Genomic DNA, 17,014 nt, shown 5'->3' with positions numbered 1-17,014 from the left:
GCCTCAGCGGGCCAGCCGCGCCATCCAGGCCTCGATCTCGTCGGCCGAGCGCGGGATGCCGGCCGACAGGTTCTCGACGCCGTCCTCGGTGACCAGCACGTCGTCCTCGATCCGCACGCCGATGCCGCGCAGCTCCTCGGGCACCGTGAGGTCGTCGGGCTGGAAGTACAGGCCGGGCTCGATCGTGAACACCATGCCGGCCTCGATCACTCCGTCGAGGTACATCTCGCGCCGGGCCTTCGCGCAGTCGTGCACGTCGAGGCCGAGGTGGTGGCTCGTGCCGTGCACCATGTAGCGGCGGTGCTGCTGGTTGTCGGCCTCGAGCGCCTCCTCGGCGCTGACGGGGAGGAGCCCCCATTCCGCGGTGCGGCGGGCGATCACGGCCATGGCGGCCGCGTGGACCTCGCGGAAGCGGATGCCGGGGCGGACGATCGCGAACGCGGCGTCGGCCGCCTCCCGCACCGTCTCGTGCACCCGTCGCTGCGCCTCGGTGTAGACGCCGTCGACCGGGAACGTGCGGGTGATGTCGGCGGTGTAGTAGCTCTCCTGCTCGACGCCCGCGTCCAGCAGGACGAGCTCGCCGGGACGCACCGGTCCGTCGTTGCGGGTCCAGTGCAGGATGCAGGCGTGCGGACCGGCGGCGGCGATCGTGTCGTAGCCGACCGCATTGCCGTCGGCGCGGGCGCGGCCGTTGAACACGCCCTCGATCAGGCGCTCGCCGCGCTCGTGGGCGACGATGCGCGGCAGGTCGGCGAGCACGTCCTCGAAGCCCCGGGCGGTCGCGTCGACGGCGGCGCGCAGCTCGGCGATCTCGTAGAGGTCCTTCACCAGGCGCAGCTCGCTGAGGTCGCGCTCGAGGGCGGCGTCGGAGTCGTCCGAGGTGCGACCCGCGAGGCGCTCGGCGACCAGCGGGTCGGCCTCGCGCAGGACGGCCACGGACACGTCGTCCTGCGCGTCCAGCACCGCGTCCAGCTCGTCGATGCCGCGGGCCTCGAGCCCGAGGTCGGCCGAGACCTGCGCGAGGGAGGGCCGCGGGCCGATCCAGAACTCGCCGATCTCGGGGTTCGCGTAGAACTCGTCGGAGTCGCGGCCGGCGCGCTCGCGGAAGTACAGCACCGCGGTGTGCCCCGACTCGCCGGGCTCGAGCACCAGGACGGCGCCGGGCTCGGAGTCGGCGCCCCAGCCGCTCAGCCAGGTGAAGGCGGAGTGCGCGCGGAACGGGTAGTCGGTGTCGTTCGCCCGCTGCTTGAGCCGGCCCGCGGGGATCACGACGCGCTCGCCGGTGTGCAGCGCCGAGAGGCGCTCGCGCCGGGCAGCGGCGAAGGAGGCCTGCTCGCGCGCGGGGGGCAGGGGCTCGTCCCGCTCGGCCCAGCCGGAGGCGATGAAGTCGCGGAAGCGGTCGGAGGCGGGGGTCGTCGAGCGGTTCGCGGTCGCGCGCGGGGTGGGCGCGGCGGCGGGGTCGGGCGTCGGGGTGGTCTGCTCGTCCGTGTTCGTCATGCCCCCATTCTCCTCCTCGTCCGGGGGAGGGGTCAGGACGTCTCCTTCACCAGACCGCGCACCGAGAGCTGGGCGAGGACCGGCCGGTGGTCGCTCCCCGCGTCGTCGCGGTCGCCGACGACGACGTAGCCCGAGACGTCCCAGCGCCCCGAGAAGAGGACGTGGTCGATGGGAGCGCCCAGCGGTGTCGGGAGCGACGCGGGCCAGGTCCCGAGGGCCGCGCCGCCGGCGAGCGACCCTGCGTCGGTGCAGCCGCCGAGGTCCGCTGCGCCGGGCAGGCCTGCCCAGTGGTCGAGGGTCGAGTTGAGATCGCCGACCACGACCACGTCCTCCTCCGTGCTGCAGAGCGCGGCGAGACGCGAGAGATCACTGCGCCAGTCGGCCATCAGCGAGGGGATCGGCGGAGCGGCGTGCACGGCGGCGATCACCGGGCGCTCCGGGGTGTCCGGTCGGACGACGAGGGAGGCGAGGGTGCCGGTGGGGGTGCTCTCGGGATCGACGGAGTAGGCGCCGAGCGACGGAGCCAGCAGCAGCGCGGTTCCGGCCACACCCTCGCTCCCCGCTGCGTAGTGCAGGGTCATCGGCCGGCCCGCGGCACCGAGCGCGGCGGCGATCTCCTGCGCGGGAGCCTCCGACACCTCCACGAGACTCAGGGCGTCGACCGCGTTCTCGGTCGCGAGAGCGACGACCGTGTCGACGGGCACGGAGTCGAGCGTGTTCCAGGTCAGGATCCGCAGGTCCGCGAGGCGGTGGGCGCGGGGCGGCGAGGAGTCGTCGCCCCGGACGGCCTGCAGACCGGCGAGGACCACGGCGAACGCGAGTCCGAGCCCCGCGATCACGAGCGCGAGCCGGCGCACCGGGCGCACCAGCACCGCCACCACGACGAGGACGACGGCCACCGCCACGGCGCCGAGCGCCGTGCCGAGCCGGAACGAGACCAGCTGGGCGAAGGGCGCCTCGCGAGCGAGACCGAAGAACCCCGGCGCGGTCGCCACGAGCAGGACGATCGCCACCGCCGCCGCCACCGCGGTCTTCACCAGTCTCGTCCCCATCCCGGTCAGGGTAGGGCATCCTCCCGGCCCCGGGCGCAGGACGCGCGTCTACGATGGGGGGCATGCATGTCGCGGGAGGCGGGTTCGACCTCCACACCCACTCCCTCGTCTCCGACGGCACCGAACCGCCCGAGGTGCTCGTGCGCGCGGCGGCCGACGCGGGCCTGGCCGGGGTGGCTCTCACCGATCACGACTCCACCGGCGGCTGGTCCGCCGCGATCGACGCGGCCCGCGACTGCGGCATCGAGCTGGTCCCGGGCATGGAGCTCTCGTCGCGCGTCGGCTGGGCGAGCGTGCACGTGCTCGCGTACCTCGTCGATCCGGAGGATCCGGGCCTCGTCGCCGAGACCGCGCGCATCCGCTCGGAGCGGAGGCACCGCGCCGAGGCGATCGTGACCGCGATCTCGGCCGACTACGACCTCACCTGGGACGACGTCCTCGCGCAGACCCGTCCCGGATCCACCATCGGCCGCCCGCACATCGCCGACGCCCTCGTCGCCCGCGGCCTCGCCACCGACCGCTCGGCGGCCTTCGCCGGGATCCTCGACTGGCGCGGCGGCTACTACCGACCGCACTACGCCCCCGATCCGGTCGACGCGGTCCGCCTCGTCCGCGCCGCGGGGGGCGTGCCGGTGATCGCGCACCCGGCGACCAGCACCCGCGGCATCGTCGTCGAGTCGATGCTGCCGGACCTCGTCGACGCCGGGCTGTTCGGCCTCGAGGTCGAGCACCGCGAGAACACGGCGGGCGGCCGGACGAGGCTGCGCGAGCTGGCCGAGCGCTACGGACTGGTCACGACCGGGTCGAGCGACTACCACGGCACGGGCAAGCCGAACCGGCTCGGCGAGAACACGACGCCGCGGGCGACGGTCGACGCGATCCGCGCCTCCGCTCGGGGCTGACGCCGACGCTCACCCCCGGGTGAACGCACGAGCCCCCTCGCGCGATCGCTCGCGGAGGGGGCTCGTGAGGTGCTGCGTCAGACCTGCGCGTCGGGGCGCGGGCTGCGGCGGCGCTGGCGCGTCCGGCGGCGCGGCTCGCTGTTGCCGTCGTGGTGCTCCTTGCTCTCGCTCGAGGGCGCCTGGCCGGTCTGCGGTGCGGCGGCCTCGGCCTGCTCGCCTCCGCCGCGGGTGCGGCGACGGGGCTCGCGACCCTCGCGCGGCTCGCGCGGCTCGCGCGGCTCGCGCTGACGGGTGCTGCGCTCGGGCTGCGCGTCGGCCTTCGCCTCGGCGGGGATCGGAGTCGGCTTCAGCCGGCCCTTCGTGCCCACGGGGATGTCGAGGTCGGTGTAGAGGTGCGGCGACGAGGAGTACGTCTCGACCGGGTCGGGCTGGCCGAACTCGAGCGCGCGGTTGATGAGGGCCCACTTGTGCAGGTCCTCCCAGTCGACGAACGTGACGGCGATGCCGGTCTTGCCCGCGCGGCCGGTGCGGCCGACGCGGTGCAGGTAGGTCTGGTCGTCGTCCGGGATCGTGTGGTTGATCACGTGGGTGACATCGTTCACGTCGATGCCGCGGGCGGCGACGTCGGTGGCGATCAGGATGTCCTTCTTGCCGGCCTTGAACGCCGCCATCGCCCGCTCGCGCTGCTCCTGGTTGAGGTCGCCGTGCACGGCGGCGGCGTTGAAGCCGCGGTCGTTCAGCTCCTCGACGATGCGGGCCGCGGCGCGCTTGGTGCGGGTGAAGATGACGGTCTTGCCACGTCCCTCCGACTGCAGGATGCGCGCGATGACCTCGTCCTTGTCGAGCGAGTGCGCCCGGTAGACGATGTGCTTGATGTTCGCCTGCGTGATGCCCTCGTCGGGGTCGGTCGCGCGGATGTGGATCGGCTTGTTCATGAAGCGGCGAGCGAGCGCGACGATCGCGCCGGGCATCGTCGCCGAGAACAGCATGGTGTGGCGGGTCTGCGGCGTCTGCGCGAACAGCTTCTCGATGTCCGAGAGGAACCCGAGATCGAGCATCTTGTCGGCCTCGTCGAGGACCATCACCTGGACGTTCGCGAGCGACAGCAGTCGCTGACCGGCGAGGTCGAGGAGGCGGCCCGGGGTTCCGACGACGATCTGCGCGCCGGCCTTGAGCTGCTCGATCTGGCCCTCGTACGCCTTGCCGCCGTAGATCGAGACGATCTTGGTGGGGCGGTTCGAGGCGGCGAGCTCGATGTCCTCGGTCACCTGGACGGCGAGCTCGCGCGTCGGGACGACGATGAGCGCCTTGACGCCCGGCTCGGGATCGGTGCCCAGCGCCTGGATAAGGGGGAGGCCGAAGCCGAAGGTCTTGCCGGTGCCGGTCTTGGCCTGGCCGATGATGTCCTGCTTCTGCAGGGCCAGGGGGATCGTCTGCTCCTGGATGGGGAACGGCTCGAGGATGCCCTTGGAGGCGAGTGCGGCGACGATGTCGTCGTCGATGTTGAGATCGGAGAAAGTCACGGGAGTGAAGCGCCTGTCGTGTCGAACGGTCTACGCCCCTGTACGACTCCGGGCGCAGGGTCACCGATCCAGCGCCGGTGACATCCCGGCGAGTCTACCGCCACGCTCTCTCCGGGCCCCGGAAGGCGGCGGCGGGGCGGACCGCCCGCGCTCTAAGCTGGGCGAATGGCAGCCTGGTTCCGACGCCGACGTCCCTCCGGAGAGGCCCCGCGTCTGACCCCGCGGGGCGAGTCGGCCAAGCGCGACCGCGTCGACCTGGCGGATCTGACCCCCGAGGTGCTGCCCTACCTCGGGCAGGTCGCCTACCTGCAGCTTGCGATCTTCGAGGCGCTCGCGCGCGCGGTCGCCGACACCGACGACCTCGCCGACAAGGAGGCGATCTCGGCCGCGGCCGGCACCGCGCTCTCGAAGCACCACGCGGTGGTCGCCGAGCTCCGCCGGCGCGAGGTGGAGCCGGGCGAGGCGATGGCGCCCTTCCGCCCCGCGATCGACACGTTCGAGCGGCTGACCCGAGGAGCGGACCTGCACGAGACGCTCCTCTCGGCCTACATCACGGCCGGGCTGCTCGACGACTTCTTCATCCGCCTGACCGGGGGGCTCCCGAACGACGTGGGACCGCGGATCGCTCAGACGCTGGGCGCGGACACCGGCATCGACGGGTTGATCACCATCCTGCGCCGCGAGATCGCCTCGGACGAGCGCCTCGGCTCCCGTCTGGCGGTCTGGGGTCGCCGCCTGGTGGGCGACACCCTGCTCGTCGCGCGCTCGGCGCTGATGGGGTCGGGCAACCCCGACTCGGACGAGTCGCGCATCGAGCCGGTCTTCACCGAGCTGATCGCCTCGCACACCCGGCGGATGGACGCGCTCGGGCTGACCGCCTGAGCCGCCGGGCTCACTCCGCCGAGAAGCCGGGCACGTCGGCGAGCGTCGCGATCGTGCGCTGCCGCCCCCACTCGACGTGAGCGTGAGCCACCGAGGAGGCGAGGCCCGCGTCCCCCGCGGCGACCGCCTCCGCGAGGCGCACGTGCTCGTCGTGGCGCACGCGCGGCTCCGCCTGGATGTTCGCGATGTTGAGGCGGTTGCTCCGCTCGTCCAGCGGGCCCATCGTCGAGATCAGCAGGCGGTTGCCCGCGATCGCCTCGATCGCACCGTGGATGCGGCCGCTCTCGGAGTGGAAGCGCGCGAGGTCGCCGTCGGCGAGGGCCGCGCTCGCGTCCGTCACGACGGCGACGAGCGCCGAGGCGTCGGCGCCGCGCGACACCGCTTCGGCGGCCTTCCGCGCCACGAGGGGCTCGAGCGCCGACCGGATGTCGTAGAGCTCGTCGACATCGCGTCGGGTGACGATCGTCACGACGGCGGTGCTCCGGGGCCGCACTGTGACGAGGCCGGCCAGCTCGAGCCAGGGGAGGGCCTCGCGGATCGGGACGCGCGAGACGGCGAGCTCGGCGGCGAGATCGCGCTCGCGGATCGGCTCGCCGGCCGGGAGCCTGCCGTCGAGGATCCTGCGGCGCAGCTCCTCGTAGACGGACTGCGACATCGTCTTCGCCGGGCTCTTCTCGACCATCGCGTCTCCTCGGGTCTACCTGTGCGGATGGGGCCAGGGTAGCGGGCGCTGTGATCACCAGCCGTAACAGCGATTTCACGCGGGCGAAACATGCGGGCGGGAGCACGACCGTAGCGTTGCGGTCGTGCTTCGGTATACCGAGCGCCTCCCTGACTCCGTTCGAAAGGATCCGCCCATGAGCACCGTCACGAACCCTCCGCCCTCGACGACGATGGGGGACCGCATCGAGGCCGCCTACTCGCGCATCGGAGTCACGAGCGCGCACGTGGGCATCGTCGCGATGATCCTGTTCGGCGTGTTCTTCGACGCGATCGAGCAGAACACGGTCGGAGTCGCCGGGCCGGTCCTGGCCGCGGACTGGGGCCTGGCCGGGGCGCAGCTGGGCCTCCTCAACACCGCGACGTTCACCGCCGTCGCGCTCGGCCGCGTGCTCGCGGGAGTCGTGATGGACCGGGTCGGCCGGCGGACCCTCCTGGGCGCGAACCTGATGGTCTTCGCGGTCGGCAGCCTGCTCTGCGCCCTCGCGCCGAGCTACGAGATCCTGGTCGCGGCGCGCTTCCTCGTGGGCCTCGGGCTCGGCGGCGAGATCGCGACAGCCGTGATCATGCTCGCGGAGTTCTTCTCGGCCAAGCACCGCGGGACGGCGGTCGGCCTCATCAACGTCGCGGCGGCCGGGCTGGGCAACATGCTCGCGCCGCTGTTCGGAGTCATCGTCTTCACCGTGTTCACGGGCGACGACCGCTGGCGCTGGCTCTTCGGCCTCCTCGTGATCCCCGCCCTCGCCGTCGTGGTCTACCGCCGAGCGCTGCCCGAGACGCCCCGCTACCTCGCAGCCCGGGGACGCGTCGCCGAGGCGAACACGGTCGTCAACCGTCTGGCGCAGGGGCGGCTGCACCGGCCGCTGACCGAGGAGGTCGACTACCTCGGTGCTGCCGAGATCGCGCCGATCACCGCCGCAGCGACTCCGCGCTGGACCGAGCTCTTCGGCCGGCGCCACCGTCGCACGACGATCGCCCTCGGAGTCGCCGTCTGCATGTCGTACGCCGCGCAGATCTCGATGCTCACCCTCATCCCGCTTATCCTCACGTCCCGCGGCTTCGACATCACGAGTGCCCTCTGGTATACCCTCGTCATGCAGTCGGGCTCCCTGGTCGGCGCGCTCGTGGCCGCTCTCGCCGCCCGCCGCCTGCCCCGCAAGCTCACGCTCACGGTCGCCGCGATCCTCGGCGTCGGAGCGGGGCTGGGATTCGGCTTCCTCGGCACGACCGTCGCCCTCGTGCTGATGTTCGGCTTCCTCTTCAACTTCTCGGTGATCGTGCTCAACACCACCATCTGGCTGTTCGCCCCGGAGCAGTACCCCACGCGGATCCGCGGGCTCGGCACCTCCGTCATCCTCGCGCTCGGATCGCTCTCGGGAGGCCTGTTCCCGCTCCTGGCAGGAGCCGTGCTGGACGCCTCCGGGGTCGGCGGCATGTTCGCCCTGCTCGCGGGCCTCTTCGCGATCTGCGCGATCGCGGTGCAGTTCCCCCGCGAGACGGTCGGCCGCCCGATGGCGGAGGACTGAGCGCCGTGCGCACCCTCGTCGTGCTGAACCCGAACACCTCCGTGACCACCACGCGGCTGCTCGTGGGCATCGCCCGGGACGCGGTGCGCGGTCTGGACGTCCGGATCGCGGGGGAGACGGCGGCGAGGGGACCGCGGATCATCACCGACCCCGTCACCCTGGCCGCCGCAGCGGGCGAGGTCGTGGCGGCGGCACGGCGCTCGGTCCCGCTGCATGCGCCCGACGCCCTCATCGTGGCCGCGTTCGGCGATCCGGGTGCGGAGGCGGCGGCCCGCGCGACGGGGCTCCCGGTGATCGGGATCGGCGCCGCTGCGGTGCGCGCGGCGGGGATCGGCGGCCGTCGGTTCGCGATCGCGACGACGACGGCCCGGCTCGAGACGACTCTGCACTCGTTGGTGGCCTCGGCGGGTCGGTCGGAGGACTACGTCGGCTGCTTCCTGACGGAGACGGCCGCCGAGGAACTCGAGGACCCCGAGCGCCTGCTCGCCGAGCTCCGCGGCGCCGTGCTGCGCGCCGAGGCGGCCGGCGCGGAGGCGGTGATCATCGGCGGAGGACCGCTGAGTGCGGCGGCGCAGGTGCTCGTCGCCGAGTTCGCGGGTCGGCTGCCGATCGTCGAGCCGATCCGGGCCGCCGTGGCGGAGGCGCTGCTCGCGACGGAGGTCGCGGAGACGGTGCCGGCCTGAACCCCCGCGGACGACGAACGGCGCGGGAGTCGAGGACTCCCGCGCCGTTCGCTCGTGATGCGGTTCGTCTAGGGCGCGACACGGCCCGCGAGCATCGCCTGGAGCGAGGCGTCGTCGCGGCGGGCGCGAGAGCGGCCCAGCACGAGGTCGGCGACGACCACGGCGACCGCGGTGAGCGCCAGCACGAGGAACCAGATCAGGCCGCCGTCCCAGGGCAGCCCCGCCCAGGTCAGCGCGACCCAGAGCACTGCTGCGACGACTCCGCCGACGACGGGCACGAGCACCGAGCCGTGCAGGTGGCGGTGCGGCAGCGAGTACCGGGCGGCGAGGCCCAGGAGGACCCCGCCGATGCCGATGAAGAGGAGCTCCACGTCGTGCTCGGGAAGTGCTTAGGCGACGAAGCCGACGCGGCGCGACTCTTCCGAGCCGAGCTCGACGAACGCGATGGTGTCGGTCGGGACGATGTAGATCTTGCCCTTCTCGTCGCGCAGGCGCAGGACCTTCGCACCGGCCTCGAGAGCGGTGGTGACCGTCTTCTCGACCTCGGTCGCGGACATCGAGGACTCGAAGTTGAGCTCTCGCGGGGTGTTGACGATTCCGATACGGATTTCCACCAGCAGTTGCCTTTCGGGAGGAGGGACGTGGCTGTCACGATACGGCACCGTGCGGAGGCACCGACGCGGGTTTCGCGCTGAGCGGACCGGGGTCCGGGGCTGCCGCGCCGCGGGCGCCGGGCAGTGTCGGCGGTGTTGGCTAGCGTGGTCGCGTGCCCGCTCCTGGAACCCCCTCCGCCCGCGCCGCCTCCGTCGAGGAGCGGCCCCAGGAGCGCGCCCGGGCGGGGCTCGACGCCTCGCAGCGGGCCGTGGTGGACCTGCCGGACGGCCGCAGCGCCGCCGTGCTCGGAGCGCCGGGATCGGGCAAGACCACGACGATCGTCGAGCTCGTGGCCGAGCGGGTCCTCGAGCGCGGCTACGCCCCCGAGTCCGTCGCCGTCCTCGCCGCGAGCCGCACCGCCGCCACCTCCCTCCGCGACGTCCTCGCCCTCCGACTCGACGTGCCGACGCGCGGGCCCTTGGCGCGCACCGCGACGTCGCTGGCGTTCGAGGCGGTCACCGCCTCCGCCAAGGAGCTCGGGATCGAGCGGCCGACGCTGCTCACCGGCGGTGAGCAGGACGTCCTCCTGTCGGAGCTGATCGAGGGGCACCTGGCCGAGGGCACCGGGCCGCGCTGGCCCGACGGGTTCGGCCCCGAGGTGCTCCGGCTCCGCACCTTCCGCACGGAGCTGCGCGAGTTCGGCATGCGGGCGACCGAGCACGGGCTCGACACCGCGGCGATCCGCGCACTCGCGGTCGACGCCGAGCGCGGCGAGTGGGCGGCGGCCGCCGAGCTGCTGGAGGAGTTCCGCGAGGTCGTCGACTGGATGTCGCCGGACGTCGGCACGAAGCTCGACGCCGCCGAGTTCGCCGCGTTCGCGGCCGAGACCATCCGCGGCGGAGGCGGGGGCGAGCGGATCACCGCGCTGCGGCTCGTGGTCGTCGACGACCTGCAGGAGGCGAGCGAGTCGACCGTCGTGCTGCTGCGCGCCCTCGCCGCGCGCGGGGTGACGATCATCGCGTTCGGCGACCCGGACGTGGCGACCAGCGCGTACCGGGGCGCCTCCTCCGACACCCTCGGGCGCTTCTCCGCGAGCATCAGCGTCCCCGACGCCGAGACGCTCGTCCTCGAGCGGGCCCACCGGCATCCGGCCTCGCTGCGGGCGCTGGTCTCGCGGGCGACCCAGCGCATCGGAGCGGCGGCGGCCGGCCGCCAGCGCGCGGCCGGCGCCGACGACGACGCTCCGGGCGCCCCCGCACCGATCCTCGTGCTGCAGGCGCCGACGGCCGCGCGCGAGGCCGCGACCCTGGCGCGGCTGCTGCGCGAGCGGCGGCTGCGCGACGGAGTGCCGTGGCACCGCATGGCCGTCATCGTGCGCTCGGGAGCGGCGGTGCAGCCGCTCGTGAAGGCGCTCGCCGTGGCCGAGGTGCCGGTGCGCTCTGTCCTGGCCGGTCGCGCGCTCCGCGACGACCACGCGGCCCGATCGCTGCTCGTGCTGGTCGGCGTCGCCATCGGCGAGCGGCCCCTCGATGCCGCGCTCGCCGCCGAGCTCCTGCTCGGGCCGTTCGGCGGCGTCGACCGGCTCGGCCTGCGCCGACTCCGGCTCGCCCTGCGCGCCGAGGAGCTCGCGGGCGACGGGATCCGTCCGAGCGACGCCCTGCTCGTCGAGGCGCTGTCGGCCCCCGGCCGCTTCGCGACCATCGACTCCGGCCCCGCCCGGCAGGCCGAGCGACTAGCGGTGACGATCGACCGGGTGCGGCGGCTGCACGCCGAGCACGGCTCGATCGAGGAGCTCCTCTGGTCGGCCTGGGAGTCAAGCCGGGTCGCGACGTCCTGGCGCGAACTGGCTCTCGGCACCGGGCTCACCGCCGCCGAGGCGAACCGCAACCTCGACGGCGTGGTCGCCCTTTTCAGCGCGGCCCGCCGCTTCGTCGAGCGCGCAGCGGCGTCCTCGGCGATCGGATTCGTCACCGAGATCCTCGAGGCCGAGGTGCCCGAGGACACGCTCGCGCCGCGCTCCGTCGACGACGCGGTGCTGATCGGCACTCCCTCCTCCGTCGTCGGGCTCGAGTTCGACGTGGTCGTCGTCGCGCGGCTCCAGGACGGCGTCTGGCCCAACCTCCGCCAGCGCGGCTCCCTCCTGGATCCCGACGGGCTCGTCCGCGCCGCGCGCGGCGAGGGAGGGCTGCCGCTCGACGGGCGGAAGGCCACCCTCGACGACGAGCTGCGGATGTTCGCGCTCGCCGCCTCCCGCGCCCGCCGCCAGCTCGTGCTCAGCGCGGTCGCCGGCGAGGACGAGACCCCGTCCCTCTTCTTCCGGCTCACGCCGCCCGATGCGCCCCACCTCGACGCCGTCTCGGCGGTGCCCCTCACCCTGCGCGGAGCGGTCGCGGCGCTGCGGCGCACGGCGACCACTCCGAACTCGCCCGACGCGCCCGCGGCGATCCGCGGGCTGCGCGCCCTGGCGCTCGCCGAAGTGCCCGGCGCCGATCCGGTCTCCTGGTACGGGGTGCTCGAGCCCTCGACCAGCGAGCCGCTGTTCGAGCTCGACGACCCGGAGCGGCCGGTGTCGGTCTCGCCCAGCCGGCTCGAGGCGTTCGAGAGCTCGCCGCTCAACTGGTTCGTCGATGCGGTGTCCGGATCGACCACGAGCACGGCGATGGGCGTGGGCACGCTCGTGCACTGGGTGCTCGAGAACGCCGCCGAGCCCGACACCGAGACCCTGTGGGCGCAGCTCGAGTCGCGCTGGCCCGAGCTCGTCTTCGAGTCGCCCTGGCTCGGCGAGCGGCAGAAGCGGCTGACCCGACGGCTGGTCGAGGGGCTCGCCGAGTACCTCGTCGACTTCCGCGAGGCGGGGGGCGAGGTCCTCGGCCGCGAGCAGCAGTTCGAGATCGGAGTGCCGCCGGCCCGCGTGCGCGGTTCGATCGACCGCGTCGAGCGCTCGGCCGACGGCTCCGTGACCATCGTCGACCTCAAGACCGGACGCAGCATCCCTCCGCAGGCCGCGGTCGCGGAGCACGCCCAGTTGGGCAGCTACCAGCTCGCGGTCGCGAGCGGGGCGATCGAGGCGGCGGGCTCGGCCGAGCGGGGCGGCGCGAAGCTCCTCTTCGTCTCGGGCGGGGTGCGCGGCAGGCGCTACCGGGAGGTGGTGCAGCCGCGCTTCGGCGAGGAGGAGCTCGAGTGCCTGCGCGAACGGGTGCGCGCCGCGGCGACCGGGATGGCCGCTCCGGCCTTCTCGGGCCTGCTCGACGCCGTGCCGTTCTCGCCGGGGGACGCACTGCGCTACCGCCAGCACGCCGTGCCGGAGGTCTCGGGGGACGGCACCCTCGCGCTCGACGAGGTCGAGCCCGACGACGACTCCGATGAGGACGAGTCGGAGGTGTCCGCGTGATCGACGCCCTCACCATCGCCGAGAAGCTCGACCTCCGCCCGCCGACAGCCGAGCAGCGCGCCGTGATCGAGGCGCCGCTCGCCCCCGCGCTCGTCGTCGCGGGCGCGGGCAGCGGCAAGACCGAGACCATGGCGAACCGCGTGCTGTGGCTCCTCGCCAACGGCCTCGCCACCCCGTCCGAGGTGCTCGGACTGACGTTCACCCGCAAGGCGGCCGCCGAGCTCGGCGAGCGGATCGGCCGGCGCATCGACCAGCTCGGCGCGGCGGGGCTCCTCCCGCTCGCGGAGGGGCAGACCGAGCCGGATCCCTTCGACGCCGCGACGGTCTCCACCTACAACGCCTTCGCCAACACGATCTTCCGCGACAACGCCGCGCTGATCGGGAGGGAGGGCGACGCGACGGTGCTGTCCGAGGCCTCGGCCTGGCATCTGGCGCGCGGAGTGGTCGCCGACACGTCCGACCCGCGCATCCTCGACGTCGAGGCGAACATCGACCGCCTCACCGACCTCGTCATCGCCCTCGCGCACGACCTCGCCGACAACCTGGCCGACCCGGCCGACGTCGCGGGCTTCGCCGAGGACTTCGTGCGGATCGCCGAGCTGCCGCGCGGCTCGAAGGGGAGCGGTGTCTACCGCGAGGTCGAGAAGGCGGTCCAGGCGGTCGGCGCGCTGCCCGTGCTCACCTCCCTCGCCGAGCGCTTCCAGGAGGCGAAGGCCGAGCGCGGCTTCGTCGAGTTCTCGGACCAGGTCGCCCTGGCGCTGCAGATCACCGAGCGGGTGCCGAAACTCGTCGACGAGCACCGCGCGCGCTACCGGGTCGTGCTGCTGGACGAGTACCAGGACACGTCCGTCCTGCAGACCCGCCTGCTCTCGCGACTGTTCGCCGGGCAGGGCGTCATGGCGGTCGGCGACCCGCACCAGTCGATCTACGGGTGGCGCGGCGCGAGCGCCGAGGGCCTCGGCCGGTTCGGCGTCGACTTCGGCTCGGCGGCGCGCTTCTCGCTCAGCATGAGCTGGCGCAACGGCCACCGCGTCCTCGCCGCGGCGAACGCGATCGTCCAGCCGCTCGAGGCGACCAGCGGAGTGGCGGTCGACCGGCTCGAGGCCGGTCCCGCCGCGAGCGGGCACCCCGTCGAGCTGACCTTCCCGGAGACCATCGAGGACGAGGCCGACGACGTCGCCCGCTGGTTCGCGGGCCGGCTCGCCGAGAGTCCCGAGCCGCCGTCGGCCGCCGCCCTCTTCCGCGTCCGCGCCCACATGGACCGCTTCGCGGCGGCCCTGGCGAAGCACGGCGTGCGGTACCACATCCTCGGGATCGGAGGGCTGCTCCGCCAGCCCGAGATCACCGATCTGGTCGCCGCCCTCACCGTGGTGGAGGACCCGGCCGCCGGCAGCGAGCTCGTCCGCCTCCTCGCCGGCGCGCGCTGGCGGATCGGGGTGAGGGACCTCCGCGCCCTGCGCGACCTCGCCTCCTGGCTCGCCTCACGCGACCACGCGCACCGGCTGCTGCCCGAGGACGTCCGCGAGCGGATGCGCGCCTCCGTCACCGAGGGCGAGGGCGGCTCGATCATCGAGGCGCTCGACTTCATCGCCTCGCGCCGCCCGGGCGAGGACGGCAGGATCGACCACTCCGCCCTCTCGGCCTTCAGCGAGCAGGGTCTCGCGCGGATGCACGACGCGGGCACGCTCTTCGCCCGGCTCCGGGCCCGGGCCGGGCTCGATCTGCTCGACTTCGTCACCCTCGTCGAGCAGGAGCTCGGCCTCGACATCGAGGTCGAGGCGAACGAGTCGCGCAGCGACGGCCGCGCGAACCTCGAGGCCTTCCGCGAGGCCGTCGCCGGCTACCTGCAGACCGACGACCGGGGCGGCGGCACCGGATCCTCGCTCCGCGGCTTCCTCCGCTGGCTGGTCCTCGCCGACAAGCGCGACGGCCTGGCGCCCCGACCGGAGGATCCGGAGCCCGGAACGGTCCAGCTGCTGACCGTCCACGGCTCGAAGGGCCTCGAGTGGGACCTCGTCGCGGTGCCGCGGATGGTCGACGGCGAGCTCCCGGGCACGCCGGTCGAGGGCTTCCGGGGCTGGGTGCGGCTGGGCGCCATGCCCTACGCCTTCCGCGGCGACGCGGCCGAGCTGCCCGATCTCGACTGGCGCACCGCCGAGACGCAGAAGGACGTCGTCGACGCGATCGGCGAGTTCGGCGACACCCTGCGCGAGCGCAACGAGTCCGAGGAGCGGCGCCTCGCCTACGTCGCCGTGACCCGCGCCCGCCACCATCTGCTGCTGAGCGGATCGTGGTGGGCGGGGCAGTCCAAGCCCCGCGGGCCCGGCGTGTTCCTCCGCGACCTCGCCGAGGCAGGCACGATCCCCGAGCTCCCCGTCGAGCCGTCCCACCTCGAGAACCCCCTCGAGCGCGCCCCGCGCACCTTCCGCTGGCCGCACGATCCGCTCGGATCGCGCGGGGAGCGCGTGCGCGCGGCCGCCGAGCGGGTGCGAATCGCCGAGCCGGGGCTCCAGGGCCCGCGCGGCGACGACATCCGGCTGCTGCTCGCCGAGCGCGCCGTGCGGCTCGCCGGCGGGGAGCGCGTCGCGCTGCCCGTGCGCATCCCCGCCTCGCGCTTCAAGGACGTCATCAGCGTGCCGGAGGAGGTCGCCGCCCAACTGCGCCGGCCGATGCCCGAGCGCCCGTACCGCCAGACCCGGCTCGGCACGACGTTCCACTCCTGGGTCGAGAACCGCTTCGGCGTCCAGGGCGAGGCGGAGGCGGTCGACACGTTCCCCGACGAGCTCGACGACCTCGGTGCGACGAGCGTCGAGCAGGAGCGGCTCGCCGCCCTCGTCGAGACCTTCGAGCACTCGGAGTGGGCCGCCCGTCGCCCGGAGGCGGTCGAGATCGAGATCCACCTGCAGCTCGCCGAGCACGTCGTCGTCTGCAAGATCGACGCCGTCTACCCCGTCGCAGGCGGCTACCAGATCGTCGACTGGAAGACCGGCCGCGCCCCGAAGGACGCGGCCGACCTCGAGCTGAAGCAGTTCCAGCTCGCGCTCTACCGGCTGGCCTTCGCGAAGTGGAAGGGCGTGCCGCTCGAGAGCATCGACGCCGTCTTCTACTTCGTGGCCGACGACCTGGTGCTGCGACCCGAGCGGTTCTACTCGGAGCGCGAGCTCTCGGAGTCGCTCTCCTCGGCCCTCGGGGCGAGGCCGCGGCCGTGAGCCGAGGCGCCGGTCCGGGCGCCGGGCGTGCGGTTGAGCAGCTCCTCGACCTCCGAGACCTCGAGCACCGGGCCCGTGTCGGACGACAGCGGAGCGGAGAGATCGCCGAGCACGCTGTCGACGAGCGTGTCGAGCATCGCCACCGCGTCGTCGACGATCGCGGAGTCGTCGGTCTCGGTGCCGTGCAGCAGCCAGCGCGCCAGCTCGAGCTCGGCGTAGAGCTGAGCCCGCTGGCGCAGGGTCCGGTCGACCGCTCCCGCGCGCATCCGCGAGTAGGCGGCGAAGGCGGTGCCGGCACCGGGGGCGCTCAGCAGCCAGTGCAGATCGCGCGCCGGGTCGCCGACGCGCAGAGCCGCCCAGCCGAGCACCGCGGTGACGACCTCGCCCGAGCGCAGGAAGGAGTCCGACGTCATCGAGCCGTTCACGACGGTCGGGTCGAACTGCCAGAGCGAGTCGTCCGAGGACGCCGTCTCCCAGCGCGCGACGAGCGCCGCGGGGACGTGCCCGGTGTCGGCGGCGCGCTCGATCACGGCGACCGTCTCGTTCACGCTGTCGCGGGCGGTCGAGACGGGCAGGCCCGCCTCCTGCACGAACGACGCCGGCAGCGAGTGGATCGCTCCGATCGCGCGACCGATCGAGTCCGCGAGCCCGCTCGCCGGGGCGACGTCGTCGATGAGGACGCGGTCGCCGTCGAGGAACTCGTAGACCACGGCCCGGGTGCCGTCGAAGGGCGCCTGCCCGACGCTCGTGTGGAGGTCGAACGGCAGGCGGCTGCGGATCCCCGCGGTCAGCGCGCGCAGCGCGACGAGGTCGCCGAGCTGCTCCTGCTCGGCCAGGGGCGAGGTCGGCACGCGCACGAGGAGCCGGGCTCCCTCGCGGGTCGAGAGCAGGGCGGAGTCGAAGTCCCCGTGAGTCGAGTGGGTGAACGCGCGCGCGGTCCGGACGTCGAGGCCCTCGACGGCCGAAGTGGCCAGCGCGGCTAGAGTGAGATGGGATCTGGCCATGGCTCCAGGTTAGGTCGCTCCGCCCCCGACC

At 73.7% G+C, this 17,014-nt stretch carries 13 protein-coding genes; 6 read left to right on the top strand and 7 right to left on the bottom strand.

The annotated features are described in order from the left end of the window. Positions 1–3 precede the first annotated feature (3 nt). Complete coding sequence (locus tag ASF46_RS11370; RefSeq protein WP_056867720.1) at positions 4–1,497, bottom strand: aminopeptidase P family protein; 1,494 nt, start codon at positions 1,495–1,497, stop codon at positions 4–6. A gap of 32 nt (positions 1,498–1,529) precedes the next feature. Next, positions 1,530–2,549, bottom strand: a complete 1,020-nt coding sequence (locus ASF46_RS11365) for an endonuclease/exonuclease/phosphatase family protein (RefSeq protein WP_082485446.1) — start codon at positions 2,547–2,549, stop codon at positions 1,530–1,532. Positions 2,550–2,611: 62 nt separating this feature from the next. Between ASF46_RS11365 and ASF46_RS11360 the strand changes: the two genes are divergently transcribed. Further along, positions 2,612–3,451: a PHP domain-containing protein gene (locus tag ASF46_RS11360; RefSeq protein WP_056868554.1), complete on the top strand. Its 840-nt coding sequence runs from the start codon at positions 2,612–2,614 to the stop codon at positions 3,449–3,451. 77 nt (positions 3,452–3,528) lie between these two features. Here the strand turns inward: ASF46_RS11360 and ASF46_RS11355 are convergent, their stop codons facing one another. After that, a complete protein-coding gene (locus ASF46_RS11355; RefSeq protein ID WP_056867718.1) occupies positions 3,529–4,974 on the bottom strand; it encodes a DEAD/DEAH box helicase in 1,446 nt (481 codons plus the stop codon). Between the two features lie 165 nt (positions 4,975–5,139). On the opposite strand from ASF46_RS11355, the gene ASF46_RS11350 reads away from it, so the two are divergent. Next, positions 5,140–5,856: a ferritin-like fold-containing protein gene (locus ASF46_RS11350; RefSeq protein ID WP_056867717.1), complete on the top strand. Its 717-nt coding sequence runs from the start codon at positions 5,140–5,142 to the stop codon at positions 5,854–5,856. A 10-nt stretch (positions 5,857–5,866) separates the two neighbouring features. Here the strand turns inward: ASF46_RS11350 and ASF46_RS11345 are convergent, their stop codons facing one another. Beyond that, positions 5,867–6,538 carry a GntR family transcriptional regulator gene (locus ASF46_RS11345; protein ID WP_056867716.1) on the bottom strand — a complete coding sequence of 224 codons (672 nt, stop codon included), beginning with the start codon at positions 6,536–6,538 and terminating at the stop codon, positions 5,867–5,869. Positions 6,539–6,713: 175 nt separating this feature from the next. Between ASF46_RS11345 and ASF46_RS11340 the strand changes: the two genes are divergently transcribed. Next, positions 6,714–8,102, top strand: a complete 1,389-nt coding sequence (locus ASF46_RS11340; RefSeq protein ID WP_056867715.1) for an MFS transporter — start codon at positions 6,714–6,716, stop codon at positions 8,100–8,102. A gap of 5 nt (positions 8,103–8,107) precedes the next feature. After that, the gene (locus ASF46_RS11335; protein ID WP_056867714.1) at positions 8,108–8,785 is read left to right on the top strand and encodes an aspartate/glutamate racemase family protein; all 678 of its coding nucleotides are present in this window, start codon (positions 8,108–8,110) and stop codon (positions 8,783–8,785) included. A gap of 68 nt (positions 8,786–8,853) precedes the next feature. On the opposite strand, the gene ASF46_RS11330 is transcribed toward ASF46_RS11335, so the two are convergent. Further along, positions 8,854–9,156 (bottom strand): hypothetical protein, encoded by a 303-nt coding sequence (locus ASF46_RS11330; RefSeq protein ID WP_056867713.1) that lies wholly within the window; start codon positions 9,154–9,156, stop codon positions 8,854–8,856. Positions 9,157–9,174: 18 nt separating this feature from the next. Then, positions 9,175–9,399, bottom strand: coding sequence for a DUF3107 domain-containing protein (locus tag ASF46_RS11325; RefSeq protein WP_055793661.1), 225 nt, complete (start codon positions 9,397–9,399; stop codon positions 9,175–9,177). Positions 9,400–9,551: 152 nt separating this feature from the next. Here ASF46_RS11325 and ASF46_RS11320 point away from each other — a divergent pair, with 152 nt between their 5' ends. Together ASF46_RS11320 and ASF46_RS11315 are read left to right on the top strand one after the other, a co-directional pair. Next, positions 9,552–12,770 carry an ATP-dependent DNA helicase gene (locus ASF46_RS11320; RefSeq protein ID WP_056867712.1) on the top strand — a complete coding sequence of 1,073 codons (3,219 nt, stop codon included), beginning with the start codon at positions 9,552–9,554 and terminating at the stop codon, positions 12,768–12,770. Next, positions 12,767–15,979: an ATP-dependent DNA helicase gene (locus ASF46_RS11315; RefSeq protein ID WP_056867711.1), complete on the top strand. Its 3,213-nt coding sequence runs from the start codon at positions 12,767–12,769 to the stop codon at positions 15,977–15,979. Before ASF46_RS11320 ends, ASF46_RS11315 begins: the two co-directional genes overlap by 4 nt. Here the strand turns inward: ASF46_RS11315 and ASF46_RS11310 are convergent. Next, the gene (locus ASF46_RS11310; RefSeq protein ID WP_056867710.1) at positions 15,916–16,983 is read right to left on the bottom strand and encodes a phosphotransferase; all 1,068 of its coding nucleotides are present in this window, start codon (positions 16,981–16,983) and stop codon (positions 15,916–15,918) included. The genes ASF46_RS11315 and ASF46_RS11310 overlap by 64 nt on opposite strands. Positions 16,984–17,014 lie beyond the last annotated feature (31 nt).

This window comes from Rathayibacter sp. Leaf296 (assembly GCF_001423045.1).
Taxonomy (GTDB): Bacteria; Actinomycetota; Actinomycetes; order Actinomycetales; family Microbacteriaceae; genus Rathayibacter; species Rathayibacter caricis.
This window is presented reverse-complemented; position numbering and strand designations above follow the sequence as displayed.

Bases quoted from the DNA above. Each gene is read 5' to 3' on its own strand.
- ASF46_RS11370 (WP_056867720.1), bottom strand. From the start codon at position 1,497: ATGACGAACACGGACGAGCAGACCACCCCGACGCCCGACCCCGCCGCC.
- ASF46_RS11310 (WP_056867710.1), bottom strand. From the start codon at position 16,983: ATGGCCAGATCCCATCTCACTCTAGCCGCGCTGGCCACTTCGGCCGTC.
- ASF46_RS11350 (WP_056867717.1), top strand. From the start codon at position 5,140: ATGGCAGCCTGGTTCCGACGCCGACGTCCCTCCGGAGAGGCCCCGCGT.
- ASF46_RS11345 (WP_056867716.1), bottom strand. From the start codon at position 6,538: ATGGTCGAGAAGAGCCCGGCGAAGACGATGTCGCAGTCCGTCTACGAG.
- ASF46_RS11360 (WP_056868554.1), top strand. From the start codon at position 2,612: ATGCATGTCGCGGGAGGCGGGTTCGACCTCCACACCCACTCCCTCGTC.
- ASF46_RS11365 (WP_082485446.1), bottom strand. From the start codon at position 2,549: ATGGGGACGAGACTGGTGAAGACCGCGGTGGCGGCGGCGGTGGCGATC.
- ASF46_RS11340 (WP_056867715.1), top strand. From the start codon at position 6,714: ATGAGCACCGTCACGAACCCTCCGCCCTCGACGACGATGGGGGACCGC.